This window comes from Haloarcula laminariae (assembly GCF_025457605.1).
Classification (GTDB): domain Archaea; phylum Halobacteriota; class Halobacteria; order Halobacteriales; family Haloarculaceae; genus Haloarcula; species Haloarcula laminariae.
In genome coordinates this window covers 741,676-755,071 of record NZ_JAMZFY010000001.1, presented here as the reverse complement: position 1 = coordinate 755,071, position 13,396 = coordinate 741,676, and the positions used below count along the sequence as shown (strand labels likewise).

Annotated in this window: 19 protein-coding genes; 9 read left to right on the top strand and 10 right to left on the bottom strand. The window is 67.3% G+C overall.

Annotated elements, in window-relative coordinates; all coding sequences use genetic code 11:
* Nucleotides 1-74: 74 nt before the first annotated feature.
* Nucleotides 75-803 carry a halocyanin domain-containing protein gene (locus NJQ98_RS03915; RefSeq protein ID WP_262175881.1) on the top strand — a complete coding sequence of 243 codons (729 nt, stop codon included), beginning with the start codon at nt 75-77 and terminating at the stop codon, nt 801-803.
* On the opposite strand, the gene NJQ98_RS03910 is transcribed toward NJQ98_RS03915, so the two are convergent.
* Nucleotides 804-1,316 (bottom strand): type II toxin-antitoxin system RatA family toxin, encoded by a 513-nt coding sequence (locus NJQ98_RS03910; RefSeq protein ID WP_262175879.1) that lies wholly within the window; start codon nt 1,314-1,316, stop codon nt 804-806.
* Between the two features lie 130 nt (nt 1,317-1,446).
* Here NJQ98_RS03910 and NJQ98_RS03905 point away from each other — a divergent pair, with 130 nt between their 5' ends.
* Together NJQ98_RS03905 and NJQ98_RS03900 are read left to right on the top strand one after the other, a co-directional pair.
* A complete protein-coding gene (locus NJQ98_RS03905; RefSeq protein ID WP_262175877.1) occupies nt 1,447-1,716 on the top strand; it encodes a MarR family transcriptional regulator in 270 nt (89 codons plus the stop codon).
* A gap of 92 nt (nt 1,717-1,808) precedes the next feature.
* Complete coding sequence (locus NJQ98_RS03900) at nt 1,809-2,882, top strand: tubulin/FtsZ family protein (protein ID WP_262175874.1); 1,074 nt, start codon at nt 1,809-1,811, stop codon at nt 2,880-2,882.
* A gap of 379 nt (nt 2,883-3,261) precedes the next feature.
* Here NJQ98_RS03900 and NJQ98_RS03895 read toward each other — a convergent pair whose 3' ends face one another.
* The 3 genes from NJQ98_RS03895 to NJQ98_RS03885 form a co-directional block, all read right to left on the bottom strand.
* Entirely contained in the window at nt 3,262-4,605 is a 1,344-nt protein-coding gene (locus NJQ98_RS03895) for an alkaline phosphatase family protein (RefSeq protein WP_262175872.1), read from the bottom strand.
* A 148-nt stretch (nt 4,606-4,753) separates the two neighbouring features.
* The gene (locus tag NJQ98_RS03890) at nt 4,754-4,879 is read right to left on the bottom strand and encodes a hypothetical protein (protein ID WP_262175871.1); all 126 of its coding nucleotides are present in this window, start codon (nt 4,877-4,879) and stop codon (nt 4,754-4,756) included.
* Between the two features lie 147 nt (nt 4,880-5,026).
* Nucleotides 5,027-5,560, bottom strand: a complete 534-nt coding sequence (locus tag NJQ98_RS03885) for an inorganic diphosphatase (RefSeq protein ID WP_262175870.1) — start codon at nt 5,558-5,560, stop codon at nt 5,027-5,029.
* Between the two features lie 289 nt (nt 5,561-5,849).
* Between NJQ98_RS03885 and NJQ98_RS03880 the strand changes: the two genes are divergently transcribed.
* Nucleotides 5,850-6,209: a PadR family transcriptional regulator gene (locus NJQ98_RS03880; protein WP_262175868.1), complete on the top strand. Its 360-nt coding sequence runs from the start codon at nt 5,850-5,852 to the stop codon at nt 6,207-6,209.
* Nucleotides 6,210-6,216: 7 nt separating this feature from the next.
* Here NJQ98_RS03880 and NJQ98_RS03875 read toward each other — a convergent pair whose 3' ends face one another.
* Nucleotides 6,217-6,759, bottom strand: coding sequence for a DUF7108 family protein (locus NJQ98_RS03875; RefSeq protein WP_262175866.1), 543 nt, complete (start codon nt 6,757-6,759; stop codon nt 6,217-6,219).
* Entirely contained in the window at nt 6,752-7,348 is a 597-nt protein-coding gene (rnhA, locus tag NJQ98_RS03870) for a ribonuclease HI (RefSeq protein ID WP_262175864.1), read from the bottom strand. The genes NJQ98_RS03875 and rnhA overlap by 8 nt, the downstream gene beginning before the upstream one ends.
* Nucleotides 7,349-7,845: 497 nt before the next feature.
* Between rnhA and nreA the strand changes: the two genes are divergently transcribed.
* Both nreA and NJQ98_RS03860 read left to right on the top strand, forming a co-directional pair.
* Complete coding sequence (nreA, locus tag NJQ98_RS03865) at nt 7,846-9,141, top strand: DNA repair protein NreA (protein WP_262175863.1); 1,296 nt, start codon at nt 7,846-7,848, stop codon at nt 9,139-9,141.
* A gap of 124 nt (nt 9,142-9,265) precedes the next feature.
* Nucleotides 9,266-9,439: a hypothetical protein gene (locus NJQ98_RS03860; protein ID WP_262175861.1), complete on the top strand. Its 174-nt coding sequence runs from the start codon at nt 9,266-9,268 to the stop codon at nt 9,437-9,439.
* Here the strand turns inward: NJQ98_RS03860 and NJQ98_RS03855 are convergent, their stop codons facing one another.
* On the bottom strand, nt 9,440-9,727 hold the full coding sequence (locus tag NJQ98_RS03855; protein WP_262175860.1) for a DUF5789 family protein: 288 nt from the start codon (nt 9,725-9,727) through the stop codon (nt 9,440-9,442).
* 122 nt (nt 9,728-9,849) lie between these two features.
* Between NJQ98_RS03855 and NJQ98_RS03850 the strand changes: the two genes are divergently transcribed.
* The 3 genes from NJQ98_RS03850 (at nt 9,850) to NJQ98_RS03840 (ending at nt 11,904) form a co-directional block, all read left to right on the top strand.
* Entirely contained in the window at nt 9,850-10,857 is a 1,008-nt protein-coding gene (locus NJQ98_RS03850) for a cell division protein CdpA domain-containing protein (protein ID WP_262175859.1), read from the top strand.
* Between the two features lie 107 nt (nt 10,858-10,964).
* Entirely contained in the window at nt 10,965-11,288 is a 324-nt protein-coding gene (locus NJQ98_RS03845) for a transcription factor S (RefSeq protein ID WP_262175857.1), read from the top strand.
* 4 nt (nt 11,289-11,292) lie between these two features.
* The gene (locus NJQ98_RS03840; protein WP_262175855.1) at nt 11,293-11,904 is read left to right on the top strand and encodes a DUF6517 family protein; all 612 of its coding nucleotides are present in this window, start codon (nt 11,293-11,295) and stop codon (nt 11,902-11,904) included.
* Here NJQ98_RS03840 and NJQ98_RS03835 read toward each other — a convergent pair.
* From NJQ98_RS03835 to NJQ98_RS03825, 3 genes are all read right to left on the bottom strand, one after another.
* Nucleotides 11,885-12,289 (bottom strand): hypothetical protein, encoded by a 405-nt coding sequence (locus NJQ98_RS03835; RefSeq protein ID WP_262175853.1) that lies wholly within the window; start codon nt 12,287-12,289, stop codon nt 11,885-11,887. The two genes, NJQ98_RS03840 and NJQ98_RS03835, sit on opposite strands and share 20 nt — an antisense overlap.
* Nucleotides 12,286-12,489: a hypothetical protein gene (locus NJQ98_RS03830; RefSeq protein WP_220586734.1), complete on the bottom strand. Its 204-nt coding sequence runs from the start codon at nt 12,487-12,489 to the stop codon at nt 12,286-12,288. Before NJQ98_RS03830 ends, NJQ98_RS03835 begins: the two co-directional genes overlap by 4 nt.
* A gap of 187 nt (nt 12,490-12,676) precedes the next feature.
* Entirely contained in the window at nt 12,677-13,396 is a 720-nt protein-coding gene (locus tag NJQ98_RS03825) for a methyltransferase domain-containing protein (RefSeq protein ID WP_262175850.1), read from the bottom strand.

Here is a 13,396-nt window from a genome sequence, read left to right as displayed (position 1 = left end):
AGGGGCCGGGAATCGGTCCAAACCACCGACTGGAAACCGACATATTGACCACGGGCGGGTTCAAACGACAGCCTATGACAGACGGTAGTACGGACGTGTCTCGTCGGGCCTTTATGCGGACGGCGACGGGAGCGACGGCCGTCGCGGCCGCCACCGGCACCGCAGCCGCACAGGAGGGGACAGCGACCGAGAGTGGGACAGCGACCGGCACCGAGGCCGGCACTGAAGCCGGTACCGACGGCGGCGGTGGTGGCGGTGGCGGCGGCGAGGCCGGGCCGCCGGACTTCGGCGGCTACCTCGACCAGGTCGGGAACTTCGACGGGAGCGTGACGGACGCCCGTGGGCAGGACTCTGCGACGGTCGAAGTCGGCGTGGAGGCCAACGGCGGCCCCTACGGGTTCGGCCCGGCGGCCATCCACGTCGACAACGGGGCGACGGTCCAGTGGGAGTGGACCGGCAACGGGAGCCACAACGTGGTTTCGGCTAACGACGGCCCGCTGGACTCCGGCGATGCCGTCGGCGATGCCGGAGTCAACTACGAGCACACCTTCGAGGAGGACGGCGTCTACAACTACGTCTGTGTCCCCCACGAGGGGCTCCAGATGAAGGGGTCGGTCGTCGTCGGCACGGACTACCCGACCAAGAGTACCGGTGGCGGCGGGAGCGAGAGCGGTCCGCTGGGCGTCCCCGGGGGCGCGAAGATGCTTGGCGTCGCCACCTCCGTCGTCATGGCCGCGACGCTCGGGATGGCGTACGTCTTCATGCGCTACGGCGGCGACTACGAGACGCCCGGCGACCAGTAGCTACCCGGTCCGAATCTCGACGTCGGCGTCGCGGGGCTCGCCCTCGATGTCGTCGACGACGCGTCTGACGATTCTGGTCGCTTCCTTTCGAACGAGCGGTTTGACCTTCTCGATGACCCAGCCCATAGAGACGAGTCTCGGCAGGTCGACGGCGCTCGCCGACGCGGACTCGGCGTCGTACTCGATGTGGAGGACGACCTCGGTTGCCGCCTCGACGCCTTCGGGCGGCTCGGTCGGCGTTATCCCCCAGTACCCCTCGGCGTCGATGTCCTTGACGATGCGCCAGTCGATGCGTCCGGGCGGGTCGACGCCGGTCACGGCCGAGCGGGCCGTATACGAGAGTTTCCACCAGGAGAACTCCAGCGCGTATCTCGTCCCGACCGCCCCGTCCCCGTCCTGGTGCACCCGGTCGAGATACTCCGAGTAGCGCGCGTATCCCGGGAAATCGAGGAGAAAGTCGTACAGCTCCTCGGGCGGCGCGTAGACGACCGTGCGGGCCTCGATTTCGTCCACACGAACCAAGGGGTCGGTTCCCACTGTAAGCTTTCGGCCCCGAGGAGGCCGAGAGTTTGCCGGAAGATGCCTACTGTGCATTAGACAGAACAAGAAATATTATTACCCTGTATCCGGTACGGTGTTGTATATGAGCGCATCCGACGTCCAGCATGCCGAGACCGAGGAAGAGGACACGGGGTGGGACGCCGTCGCCGACCTGCCGCCGAGCGCGAAGCTCGTCGCGAAGGTCCTGGAGTACAACGACAGCCTCACACAGAGCCAGCTCGCCGAGGAGACGCTGTTGCCGCCGCGGACCGTCCGATACGCGCTGACCCGCCTGGAGGACGTCGAGGTCGTCAGCTCCCGGTTCTCCTTTTCCGACGCCCGCAAGCGCATCTACACGCTCACCCTCGAATAGCCCGGTCCGACCGCAAACTGACACCCCGCTCGCGCCGCTGAGCCCTCGCAATCGGGGCAACGTTGATTAGTTCTCCGGCTTAGAGGTTCCGTATGAAAGTCGTCCTGATAGGTGTCGGTCAAGCCGGGGGGAAAGTAACCCAGTCCCTCGCGGAGTTCGACTACGATATGGGGTTCAACGCCGTCCGCGGTGCGCTGGCTGTCAACACCGCGAGGGCCGACCTCCAGAACCTCGACGTCGATACCGCCCTCATCGGCCAGGACCGCGTGAAAGGCCACGGCGTCGGCGGCGACAACGAACTCGGCGCCCAGATAATGCAGGAGAACGCCACCGAGGTCCTCGACAACATGGACGGGCGCATCACCACCGAGGCCGAAGCCGTCGTCGTGGTCGCCGGGCTGGGCGGCGGCACCGGCTCCGGCGGCGCCCCCATGCTCGTCCGCGAACTCAAGCGCATCTACGAGATGCCGGTCTACATGCTCGGAATCCTCCCCGGCGACGACGAGGGCGGGCTCTACCAGGCCAACGCCGGCCGGTCGCTGAAGACCGCGGTCCGGGAGGCCGACTCCCTGCTGGCCGTGGACAACGACGCCTGGCGCGGCTCCGGCGACAGCGTCGCCGAGGGGTACGACCGCATCAACGACGCCATCGCCCAGCGTATCGGCCTGTTGCTCGCCTCCGGCGAGGCCGTCGAGGGCGTCGGCGAGAGCGTCGTCGACTCCTCCGAGATAATCAACACCCTGCGGGGCGGGGGCATCTCCGCCGTCGGCTACGCCAGCGCCGAGGCCGGCGAGGACGCCGAGGCGAACGTCAACACCATCACCAGCGTCACCCGCAACGCCCTCCTGACCAGTATGAGCCTCCCCAACGCCACCGACGCCGAGTCCGCGCTGCTGGTCATCGCGGGCGACCCCGAACGGCTCTCACGGAAGGGCGTCGAGCGCGCCCGCCGCTGGGTCGAGGACGAGACGGGGAGCATGGAGGTCCGCGGGGGCGATTTCCCGCTGGGCTCCGACAAAATCGCCGCGCTGGTGGTCCTCTCGGGCGTCGAGCGCTCCGACAAGATAAACCAGTTCATGGAGAAGGCCAGACTCGCCGCCGAATCACAGGGACACGATACCGACCCCGAGGAGTACGTCAGCGACGACCTCGACTCCCTGATGTAGTACCTTTTTGCCGCGGGGGTTTCCTCGGCCGACTGCGTCGGCCTGCGGGAACCCCCTTGCAAAAATCTACGCTAAAAACTTCCTTCACGCTCACTCCGTTCGCGTGAAGTGAAACCGCGCTTCGCTCCGCTCCGTGCGGTATGCTCTGAAAGGGCCGGGCGCGGCCTTCGTGCCGCGACCCGGGGAAGGGCAGGACGTTCTACTGGAGCATACCGCTCGCCATCGGCGAGCGGTTTCACCGGAATCGCCGCAAGCGCGGTCGCTTGCGACCGCGTTGACGAACGGCGAAGCCGTGAGTCCGCGATTCCGGCCTTTTTAGCGTAGATTTTTGCAAGCGGGGGTCGCCGACGGCGACCCCCCGCAGTAAAAAGGTACTACTTCAGACGAGACTGGAGCCGTCGAACTCGGTCCGGTCGTAGTCGTGGTCCATCAGGTCCAGAATCGTGGGCGCGATGTCGTAGAGGTCGGCGTCCGTGATGCGGGCGTCCGCGTCGTCGACGAGCAGCGTGGCGTTGTCGAAAGAGTGCATCCCGTTGCGCGGGCCGACGTCGAAGACCTCCTCGCTGCCCTTGAAGCCGGCTTTGAGGTCGAAGCCGTGGTTCGGGACGACGACGAGGTCCGGGGCGATGTCGCTGTGGTCGCCCCGGAAGGCGTCCTCGCGGGTGACGACGCGGTCGGCGACCGGGTTGCCGTTGGGGCCCTCCAGCGCTTCGAGTTTCTCCTTGAGGTCATCGCGCACGGATTCGTACTCGTCCTCGCTGACGCCGCCGTTGGGTTCGCGGCCGTCGAGGTTGATGTAGAACCGCCCCGGAATGAGCGAGTAGGCCTTGGTGTCCTCGCTGATGTCGCCGAGTTCGGAGTGGTCCTCGTCGGCAAAGTCCAGCCACCCCTCCTGTTCGAGCCACTCGTTGAAGTGGACCTCGTAGTCGAGGGTGGTGAAGCCGTGGTCGGAGGCGACGACCATCGTCACGTCGTCGTCGAGCTGCTCACGCAGCTTGCCGAGGTACTCGTCGACCTTGCGGTAGAAGTCGAAGAACTCCTCCTGGTACTCGCCGTCCTGCTCGTAGTGTTTGAACAGGAAGTGGTTCACCCGGTCGGTGGTCATGAAGACGCCGAAAAAGAGGTCCCAGTCGTCCTGTTCGACGTAGTGGGAGAACGCTTCGTAGCGCTTCTCCAGCGTCCGGTGTGCGTCCTCGACGAACTCCGTCTTGTCGTCGTCGTGGCCCAGTTTGGCGTTGACGTCGATGCGGTAGTCGTTGGCCTGGAGGTAATCACGCAGGTCGTCCGGATAGGCGGCCTTGTCGACGCCGGGCGAGAGGAAGCCCGAGACCATCCGCTGGACGTTGCGCTGTGGCGGGAAAGTGACGGGGACGTTCAGCACGGTGGCGTCCCGGCCAGCGTCAGTGATGCGGTCCCAGAGCCGGGTGGCCTGGACGTCCCGACCCATGGGGACGTAGGTGTCGTAGGAGCCGACCTCGCGGTCCTGGAAGCCGTAGACGCCGGTCTCGCCGGGGTTGACGCCGGTCGTCAGGGCCGGCCAGCAGGCGCTCGACTCCGGCGGCACGATGCTGTCGATGGGGCCGGCCGCGCCCGACTCCTTGAGCTCGGTGAGGTTCGGAAACACGTCCGGATGCTCGTCGATGAGGCTGTACGGCACCCCGTCGATGCCGAAGAAGGCCACGCGCGGCGCGTCGTCGCCTTTCAGACGGTCGAATAGTCCCATGGAAGTCGTTAGACAGGTCGGGACCAAGAAGCTTCTTTTCGCAGTCGCGTCAGGGAAAGCGGCAAGCTCTCTGGGGTATCGCTCCCGGAGGACGGGACGCGGGTTCGAACCGGCTGGCTCGGGGCGCCGGGGCGACCGGTCCGCGCGGTCAGTCCGACCGGTCGGCGTTCGCCGGCACGACTGTGAGATGTGCGATACCGGGCGGTGCTGGCCGCTCGGTGTCGGCGTCGAGGTCGAAGTCGTCCGTCGGCGGGGCTGACTGGTCGGTCGCCATGTGTATCTGTACCATCGGTCCGACGGCTGAAAAGATTACCCATGCTCATACATAATCGGCAATACGTGCCGATATTACCGGCGAAAATACCGCGGGCGCGGTCGGCGACCGCCGACGGGACCGGACTGTCCCGCCGCGGGACCCGTCTCAGTTGAAGTGCTCGTCGTAGAGGTCCTGTGCGTGTTCGATGGCGTCCATCGCGGCCTGCTTGTCCTCCCAGCCCAGCGTCTCGACTTCCTTGCCCTCCTCCAGGTTCTTGTAGGTCGAGAAGAACTCGTCTATCTCGTCGAGGGTCTGCTGTGGGATGTCCTCCAGGTCCTCGATGTGGTCGTAGCGGGGGTCCTCGGTCGGGACGGCGATGACCTTGTCGTCCTGCTCGCCGTCGTCGTCCATCTTCATCAGGGCGACCGGTCGGGCCTCGACGACACAGCCGGGGAACGTCTGGTCCTCGACGAGGACGAGCACGTCGAAGGGGTCCTCGTCGTCGTAGTACGACTGCGGGATGAAGCCGTAGTCGGAGGGGTAGTGGACGTTCGAGTGCAGCACCCGGTCCAGCACGACTCCGGGGATGTCCTTGTCGTACTCGTACTTGTTGCGCTCACCTTTGAGACACTCGACGACGGCGTAGATCTCTTCGGGCGGGTTCGGTCCGGTTTCGAGGTCTTCCCAGAGGTTCGTCATCATCCGCGTCTGCGTCGGGGGGTCAAAAAGGATTTTCGTAATGGCCCCGCTGTCGACATGACGTAAACTACTTGTTGGCCTGTCGCGGAACCCAACGTAGTTGATATAGGCGCGTTAAGAAGCGACTACTTGTCCGCTCTTGCCACCGCCACTGGGCCGTCGAAACAGTCGAATACCCTGTTTCTCGACAATTATTGATTTCCGATATATCGACTACTCTCGGCTGATATTACCCGAACATACGCCGGAGTTAACAAGTGTTAAATAGCTTGATGACATCTAACTAACCATGTCAGAGGCACAATCCGTAGCGAGCAGCCCTGGTATCGCAAAAGACCTAACCGCGTTTCAACAGAACATCCTCGTAATACTCGCCGAAGAGCCACGGTACGGTCTGGCTATCAAGCGAGAACTGGAGTCTTACTACAGTGACGAGGTCAACCACGGTCGGCTTTACCCCAACCTCGACGACCTCGTCGAGATGGACCTCGTCGAGAAGAGCGAACTCGACAAGCGAACGAACCAGTACTCCCTGACCGAAGAAGGTAAGGAAGCGGTACTGGACCAGCTCGGCTGGGAGTTCTCGAAGTTCGTCACCGGCGGCGACCGCGCCGACGAGCTCCACGACCTGGTCGACGGCCAGGCGTAAGCTCCCCCTACGCGCGTTCGGCTTTTTCGATCGCTAACTGAACAGAGTCATCCAGCAGTTCGCGCTGTTCCTCGGTCGGCCAGACGTTCCGCTGGAAGTACTCCTCCCGGAACTCGGCCAGCTCGTCGGGCGTGGCTTCGGCGATAGGCTTTGCATAATGGTTCCCCATGAAGTCCGCCAGCGCGCGCACCGTCGCCGCGTGGGTCTCGCCGTGGTCGTCCCGGACCGCCTCGACGACGGCCCGGTTTCGCTCTTCGACCTCGTCCCACTCGTCCGGGTCCCCCGGTCCCGAGAGGCGAATCTCGACGCCGCGGTCCGTGTCCTCGACGCGGTCGGGCTGGATGACGCCGTCCTCGACCCACTCCGAGGGGTAACAGACGAGCACGTCGCCGGTGTCCTCCTCGCGGATGCGCGCGTCGTAGTCGTAGTCGTCGAGCAGCGCCGCTCGCTGGTCGCGGTAGGCGGCCGCCGCGCCCTCGTCGACGGCCTGTCGGGCCAGTCGCGTGAGTCGTTCCACCTCGTCTCGCGTATCGGCTGGGAGGTCAGGCATCGTCCAGTGCGTCGTTTGCCAGTTCGTCGGCGCGGTCGTTTATCTCCCGCGGAACGTGTTCTATCTGCCAGTCGTCAAAGCCCATGAGCAGTTCCCGGACGCGCACGCGCCGCTCGCGGAGTTCGGGGTCGTTCGTGTCCCACTCCCCGCGGACCTGCTTGACGATGAGTTCGGAGTCGCCCCGGATGTGGGGCTCGTCGAAGCCGTAGTCGGCGGCGACCTCCAGGGCCCTGATGAGGGCGGCGTACTCGGCCTGATTGTTCGTCGCGCGGCCGATGGTCTCGCCGCCCTCGGTGACGATACCGCCGTCCTCGACCAGCACGTAGCCGACCGACGAGGGCCCGGGGTTGCCCCGGCAGGCGCCGTCGAAGTAGACGTGGACGCGCCCGCCGCTGTCACCGCGCAACAGGGCTTCCAGTTGCGCGGTGTCGCCGCCCTGAACGACCACCTTGTCGTCGTAGGCGACCGCCGTCGCGCCGCCATAGGTCGCGCGCCAGCGCTCGTGGTCGGTGTTGCCGTCCGTGATATCGACGCCGGACTCGGCGAGTGTCTCGCGGGCGGCGTCGGGGTCGCACTCGATAACGGGCATTGTTCGAGGGAGACCGGGCAGACGCTAAAGGGGTTGTGGTCGGCTTCCGGCCGTTTGATGCCGAGTCCCGCGTCCGAGCGCGAAGGTCGTGTTTCCCTTAGCAAGCAAAGGCTCAGAGAGCCAGAAAGCCCCGGCTGGCTCCAGTCGGGGGCCTTGCTGCGGTCCTCACTGCGTTGCGGTCCTTGCGTCGGCCGCCTTCCCGGAGCCAGCCGCCCCTTTCAGTCCCACCCATGGCGGCTGGTCAACCGGCTTCGGGTGGGACTGAAAGGGGCCGCGTTCTCAGCGAATCCCGGTGACGCAAGCACCCACTCGTCGTTCGAGAGAGCTTCGCTCTCTCGTGATCACGAAAGGTGCGCAGCGCCTTTCGGACGACAGCGAGCCGCGGGAGCTGAGAACGCGGGGGCTTTCTGGCTGTTTGCCGTCCCCACCACGTAACTAAACACTGCCAGCGCGAGCAGGGACAGGTTCATACAGAACAGGGGCGAACTCGGGAGTAGATGCGACTCGACGAGTTCATCGAGGGGTACGAGCGCGACGAGGCCGCGGAGAAGCGCCGCCTCGCCGAGGAGAAGTCCTACGCCATCACCGACCACCTCGAAGACGTCGAGCGACAGTTCGACGAGGCCCTGCAGGGCGACGCGCTGTTTGGCTCGACGGCCCCCGAAATCTTCGTCGGCCGGTCGGGCTACCCGAACGTCTCGACGGGGTTGCTCTCGCCGGTCGACCGCGACGCCGCCGCCGAGGGGTACGCCACCAGCGGCGACTGGTACAGCGAGGGGCTGGGTATCGAGGACGTGCTCCAGCGCCGGACGGGCATGCTGAACTCGACGCGGACGACCGCCGTCGACGCCGTGCAGTCCGGCGGCCGTCGGGGCCGGGACACCGGCACCGCCTACGACGTGTGGGAGGGGTTTGTCGGCGTCCAGCGCGAGGTCGCCATCGCCGACCACCCGGTCGACGTGGAAGTGGGCCTCGATGGCAAGCCCGACATCGACCTCTCCTTCGACGACGTGGGGACTCCGACCGGGCCGCGCGCGACGGCGACGGGCGCGGACCTCGCCGAGAACCCCCACGTCCCCAGAGCCGTCGAGAAGACGCTCGAAGACGACGACTGGCAGGCCCAGGGCGCGATGACCTATCTCTACCGGCGGGGGTTCGACGTCTACGACATCAACACCATCCTGTCGGCGGGAGCGCTGGGCCAGGCCAGCGAGCGGTCGCTGGTGCCCACGCGGTGGTCGATTACCGCGGTCGACGACACGGTCGGGCAGTACCTCCGCGGCACGCTCAGGAACAGCGACACCATCGACAAGCCCGAACTCTGGTACAACGAGTACATGGGCAACCGCTACTGGGTCCTCCTCTCGCCGGGCCGCTGGGAGTTCGAGCTCGTCGAGATGAAAGCGCCACAGAGCGTCTGGAACCCCCGACCCGGGACGGGCTACTACATGTCCAGCGCCTACGAGGGGTACGAGGGCCGGACCGGCTACGTCGAGGAGACCGCCGGGGCCTACTACGCCGCCCGCCTGGGCGCGCTGGAGCACCTCCGGGACCGGGGCCGCCAGGCGAAGTGTCTCGTGCTCCGGGAGATCACCGACGAGTACTGGGCGCCCGTTGGCGTGTGGCAGGTCCGCGAAGGCGTCCGCAACGCCTTCGACGGGGAGCCGGGCGTGGGGCAGACGTTCGGCGAGACCCTGGACGCGGTGGCCGACCAGTTGCCCGTCCCGATGGGCGCGCTCCGGCGCAAGTCCGAACTCGTCGCCGGCCTGCAGTCACAGCTCTCGGACTTCTGAACCGGCCCGGGACAGCGAGCCAGGACCCCGTCGCCGTCTCGGAGTTTTACCTTTAATACAGCGTTACAGGGCTGCTATCTACCGAATCGACGGGTTTACACCGTCGAACCTGCGAGGGTCGGACGTGCCCTCACAGCCACCAGATGGTCCCAGCAGTGCCGAGCTAGAGAGCGAGGCCTACCACATAACCGTCGACGACGGGGCGGACTCGTTCTGTGCGCTCAGCATCGAATCGCCCGAGAACGACCAGGCGTGGCTCATCTCCGATACGGTCACCGCCCTGGAGTCGATGCGGTAGTTACTCCGTCGGGACCGGGCCGGTGCCGATGACCTCCCGCACCGCGGCCTCGAACTCCTGTCGGTCCGGGAAGTACGTCTCGTCGACCGACTCCAGCACCGACGCCAGCTCCTGTGGCCCCTCCGGCGTCCGTATCGTCGTGTCGCCCTCCCGGTCGACGACGGTGCTGTGTTCGATACCCCACGTGAGCCGTGCGGTCACCCGCGAGAGCGGGGCGCCCTCGACGTCGGGCCCCTCGCCGAGTTCGACGGCCGGTTCCGCCTCTTCCTCGCTGTCCTCGTCGCTCATATCACCACTGTACCCGCGGGTCCGATTAGTGCTTTCGGAACGCCGGCCGTCCGTTCGCCCGCCCGCACCCGTCTTGCGCCTGTCTGACGGGTAGTTTTGAGGAACGCCGCGCTAGGGCCTGTATGACCAGTTTGACGGACGTATACGAGGGGGAGGTCGGCCGCGTGGCGACGCGGCGCCAGCAGCTCGTCGGGAGCGGGTTGTTCCTGGCGGGGGCCGCGGGGCTCGTCGGCGCCATCGCGCTGGCGACCACCGGCCTCGGGGCGACGCTGGGACTGGGGGACTACGCGGCCCGGGAGGTCGCCGGTATCGTCGCCGGCGTCGGGCTGCCGGCGGTCGTGCTCGGCATCTTCGCCGTGCTCCCGGCCGGGCGTCGGACCCGGTTGACCGCGGTCGGCGGCGCCAGCGTCGCAGTGGTCGGGGTGCTCGCGTTCCAGCAGCTCTACCCCTACAGCTGGATGGCCGACGCCCCGCTGCTCGCCCTGGCTACCAGCACCGTCTACTTCACCGGGGTGCTGACGACGTTCTGGTGTCTGTTCGCCGCCCTGGCGACGTTCAAGACCCGCAACGACCCCGGCGGTACCGCCCGGATGGCGGTCACCGAGGAGGGGACCATCAAGCTCGTCGAGGAGTCGCGCTCGATTCCCGGCCTGGGGGGAATCGGGTTCTTCGGGCGCGAGCCGGACGGCGACGTCGAGACCCAGACCAACCGCCAGGCGGCGGCCACCAGCGACGGCGGGGCGAGCCAAGGCGGCGCCGACGGGAGCGAGCTCCGGGAGCAGTCCGCCACCGGCTCCCAGCGAGCCGACTCCCGACAGCCCGACGCCGGCACTCAGCGGTCTCCTTCCAGTGCTACCTCCGGCCCGACCGAACGCGAACTCGACCCGGAGCTTGCCAACGCCGGCCCGGAGGCCGCCCCCACCACCGACGGCGGGACCACGACCGCAACCGGTCGGGACCCCATCACCGAGACGGCGGTCCACCGCGGCGAACCCGACAGCTACTGCGGCAACTGCCGGCACTTCCAGTACGTGATGGACGGCGAGGACGTCGCCCCGTACTGCTCGTTCCACGAGGAGCCCCTCGACGACATGGACGCCTGCCCCGCCTGGGTAGACAAGGGCCCGTGACACCCGGTTGCTCCGTGGCCGCGTACAGGGGTCGTACTGCCCCGACCGACGCGGCGCGCGGGAACCCCGGCGTTTAACACAGACGGGCGGCCTAGCCTGGGACACCAATGGAATTCTGCGACGACTGCGGTTCGATGATGAAGACAGAGGACGATATGTGGATCTGTGGCAGCTGTGGCTACGAGAAGGCGCGCGACGCCGAGGCCGACAAGAAGGCGGTCACGACACAGGGCCAGGAGTCCTCCGAGGTCGTCGACACCTCCGAAGTCGACGTCGAGGACATGGGGCCGACGACGGGCGCACGCTGTCCGGAGTGTGGCAACGACCGGGCGTTCTACGAGATGAAACAGATTCGCGCCGCCGACGAGTCCGAGACCCGCTTTTTCACCTGTACCGAGTGCGAGCACAAGTGGCGCGAGGACGACCACTAGAGCCGTGGCGCCCGACGCCGCCCTCCCGGCCGTCCCCGAAGGGCGGCTGGCCGACGGCGGCTGGGAGCTGACCGACGAGCGAGTCGAGACCGTCTTCGAGCTCCAGCGGGCCAAAGTCACCGGCGCGACGGCGCTCTACGACGACGCGCGGACGCGCGAGGCAGTCGAGTCGGCGGCGGGACTGGACCGGCAGTGGCGCTTTTTCTTCGCGACGGCGCTCTCTTTCCGGCCGCCGCTGGCGCCCGGTATCGGCCCGATGATGGTGCTGCCGACGATACGCTCGGAAGCGGGGTCGGCCTTCGCGAGCGAACTCCGGGACCGGGGCTTCGAGAACGTCTCGCGGGGGCGCAGGGAACGGGTACGGACCGACAGCGGCGACAGGCTCAATCTGCGGAGCTACGCGGCCGAGTTGCCCCTCGACGGCGTGGCGTCGACGCTGCCGGTCACCGGCTGGGTCGGCGTCTGGCACGCCGACGGGTTCCGCATCGCCGCGGGCGCCTACCCGGCCCGACCGATAGCCGAGTTACTCGACCTCGAAGACCCAGACGCGCCGCTCGACCGGGCGCCACAGGACTACCGCGATGAGCTGCTCGACCTCATCCGCGCCGTCGAGTGAGCGCGAGCAGGGGGCTCTCGGGGACCAGCTCGACCGGCCCCAGTCCGAGCCGGCGGGCGAGCCCGCTGGGGACGGCCGCGTCGCCGATGCGGGCGACCGGGACCCCGCGGACCCGGAGCTCGGCGGTCAGGCCGACCGTGGAGAGCAGCGCCGCCGCGTCCGTCACGGCGACCGGCCGGTCCCGGGCCAGCGAGACGAGCGCGGGGACGGACGGCAGGTCGAGGGCCACGAGGTCGTCGTACCCCACGACGGTCGCCCGGTGGCCGTCCAGCTCGACGTCCAGGTCGGCCTCGACCGACAGGGCGGGCCGCCCTTCGAGGGCGTCCAGCAGCTCGGCGAGGCTCTCGGGCGGTCGCTCCGGTGGTCGCGTCGATGTCGACGTCACTCCTTCTCGCGGGCCTTGACGGTGAGCGTGCCGTCGATGCGCCAGTAGGCGTACTCGGGGTCCTCGCCCGTGGTGCTCGGGACGTCGACCTCCATGTCCTCGAACTCGTACGTTATCTCCGCGTTCCGGCCGGTCAATCGGTCGTACAACCCGATGGCGAGCTCGGGCCACGTCGTCGTCTCGTCGGGAGCGTCACTCATACACGGGGGTGTAGGTGTCACTGGGGCTTGAAACCACGCCCCGCGGAAGCCGGCGCTGGCTGGCCTGTCGAGCGATTGCCGCCCTCGGGGCGGCTCGTGTCGAGGGGCAGTCGCTACGGCTCCGCGATTCCCGCCGGTCACCGCGTCGCTTTCGAGTCTTTCGGGAGCGAAGCGGCCGAAAGCCTCGCTACGGCCGCCTTGCGAACGTCAGATACCCGGTGTGGCCGACGCCGCCGGTCGAGGGTCGGGAGCCGCGGTCGTCGAAATCCATCTCCCGCTGGATGGTGTCGAGCGTCTCGATACCGTCGAGTCCGACCTCACGGGCCGTGGCGACGACCTCCCGGGTGTTCTCGACAAACGGCGAGTACACCGCGAGCGACCCCCCGCGTGTGAGCAGCGTCGGCGTCCGCTCGACGACGACCGGGGCGTCCTCGGTGTCCAGCGTCACCACGTCAAAGCCCGATAGCTCGTCCAGGTCGTCGGTCACGTCGCCGGTGCGGACCTCGACGCTGTCTTCGACGCCCGCTATCGCCATGTTGTCGCGGGCGACGTCGGCGAAGTCGGGGTCTATCTCGTAGGTCACCACGTCGGCGCCCATCCGGCCCATGTAGGCGCTGAGGATGCCGGTTCCGGTGCCCGCGTCCAGAACCCGGTCGCCGGCGGCGACACCGGTCTTGCCGGCGACCAGCCCCACGTCCCGTGGCATCATCGGCGCGCCGGTCCGTTCCAGATGGGTAAAGAGGTCAGGCCCGCGCAGCCGGCGGACGGTGAACGCGGTGCCCAGATGTGTCTCGACCACGTCGCCGGGTTCGACCTCCGCTGGCACCTCCAGAATACCGAGGTCGGACTCGAAGCGCTCGCCGGGTTCGAGCAGGTACTCGCGGTCCTCGTGGACGAACAGGTACAC

Bases quoted from the DNA above. Each gene is read 5' to 3' on its own strand.
- NJQ98_RS03845 (WP_262175857.1), top strand. From the start codon at position 10,965: ATGGAATTCTGCGACGACTGCGGTTCGATGATGAAGACAGAGGACGAT.
- NJQ98_RS03855 (WP_262175860.1), bottom strand. From the start codon at position 9,727: ATGAGCGACGAGGACAGCGAGGAAGAGGCGGAACCGGCCGTCGAACTC.
- NJQ98_RS03880 (WP_262175868.1), top strand. From the start codon at position 5,850: ATGTCAGAGGCACAATCCGTAGCGAGCAGCCCTGGTATCGCAAAAGAC.
- NJQ98_RS03915 (WP_262175881.1), top strand. From the start codon at position 75: ATGACAGACGGTAGTACGGACGTGTCTCGTCGGGCCTTTATGCGGACG.
- NJQ98_RS03900 (WP_262175874.1), top strand. From the start codon at position 1,809: ATGAAAGTCGTCCTGATAGGTGTCGGTCAAGCCGGGGGGAAAGTAACC.
- NJQ98_RS03830 (WP_220586734.1), bottom strand. From the start codon at position 12,489: ATGAGTGACGCTCCCGACGAGACGACGACGTGGCCCGAGCTCGCCATC.
- NJQ98_RS03885 (WP_262175870.1), bottom strand. From the start codon at position 5,560: ATGACGAACCTCTGGGAAGACCTCGAAACCGGACCGAACCCGCCCGAA.
- NJQ98_RS03895 (WP_262175872.1), bottom strand. From the start codon at position 4,605: ATGGGACTATTCGACCGTCTGAAAGGCGACGACGCGCCGCGCGTGGCC.
- nreA (WP_262175863.1), top strand. From the start codon at position 7,846: ATGCGACTCGACGAGTTCATCGAGGGGTACGAGCGCGACGAGGCCGCG.
- NJQ98_RS03890 (WP_262175871.1), bottom strand. From the start codon at position 4,879: ATGGCGACCGACCAGTCAGCCCCGCCGACGGACGACTTCGACCTCGAC.
- NJQ98_RS03905 (WP_262175877.1), top strand. From the start codon at position 1,447: ATGAGCGCATCCGACGTCCAGCATGCCGAGACCGAGGAAGAGGACACG.
- NJQ98_RS03875 (WP_262175866.1), bottom strand. From the start codon at position 6,759: ATGCCTGACCTCCCAGCCGATACGCGAGACGAGGTGGAACGACTCACG.
- rnhA (WP_262175864.1), bottom strand. From the start codon at position 7,348: ATGCCCGTTATCGAGTGCGACCCCGACGCCGCCCGCGAGACACTCGCC.
- NJQ98_RS03850 (WP_262175859.1), top strand. From the start codon at position 9,850: ATGACCAGTTTGACGGACGTATACGAGGGGGAGGTCGGCCGCGTGGCG.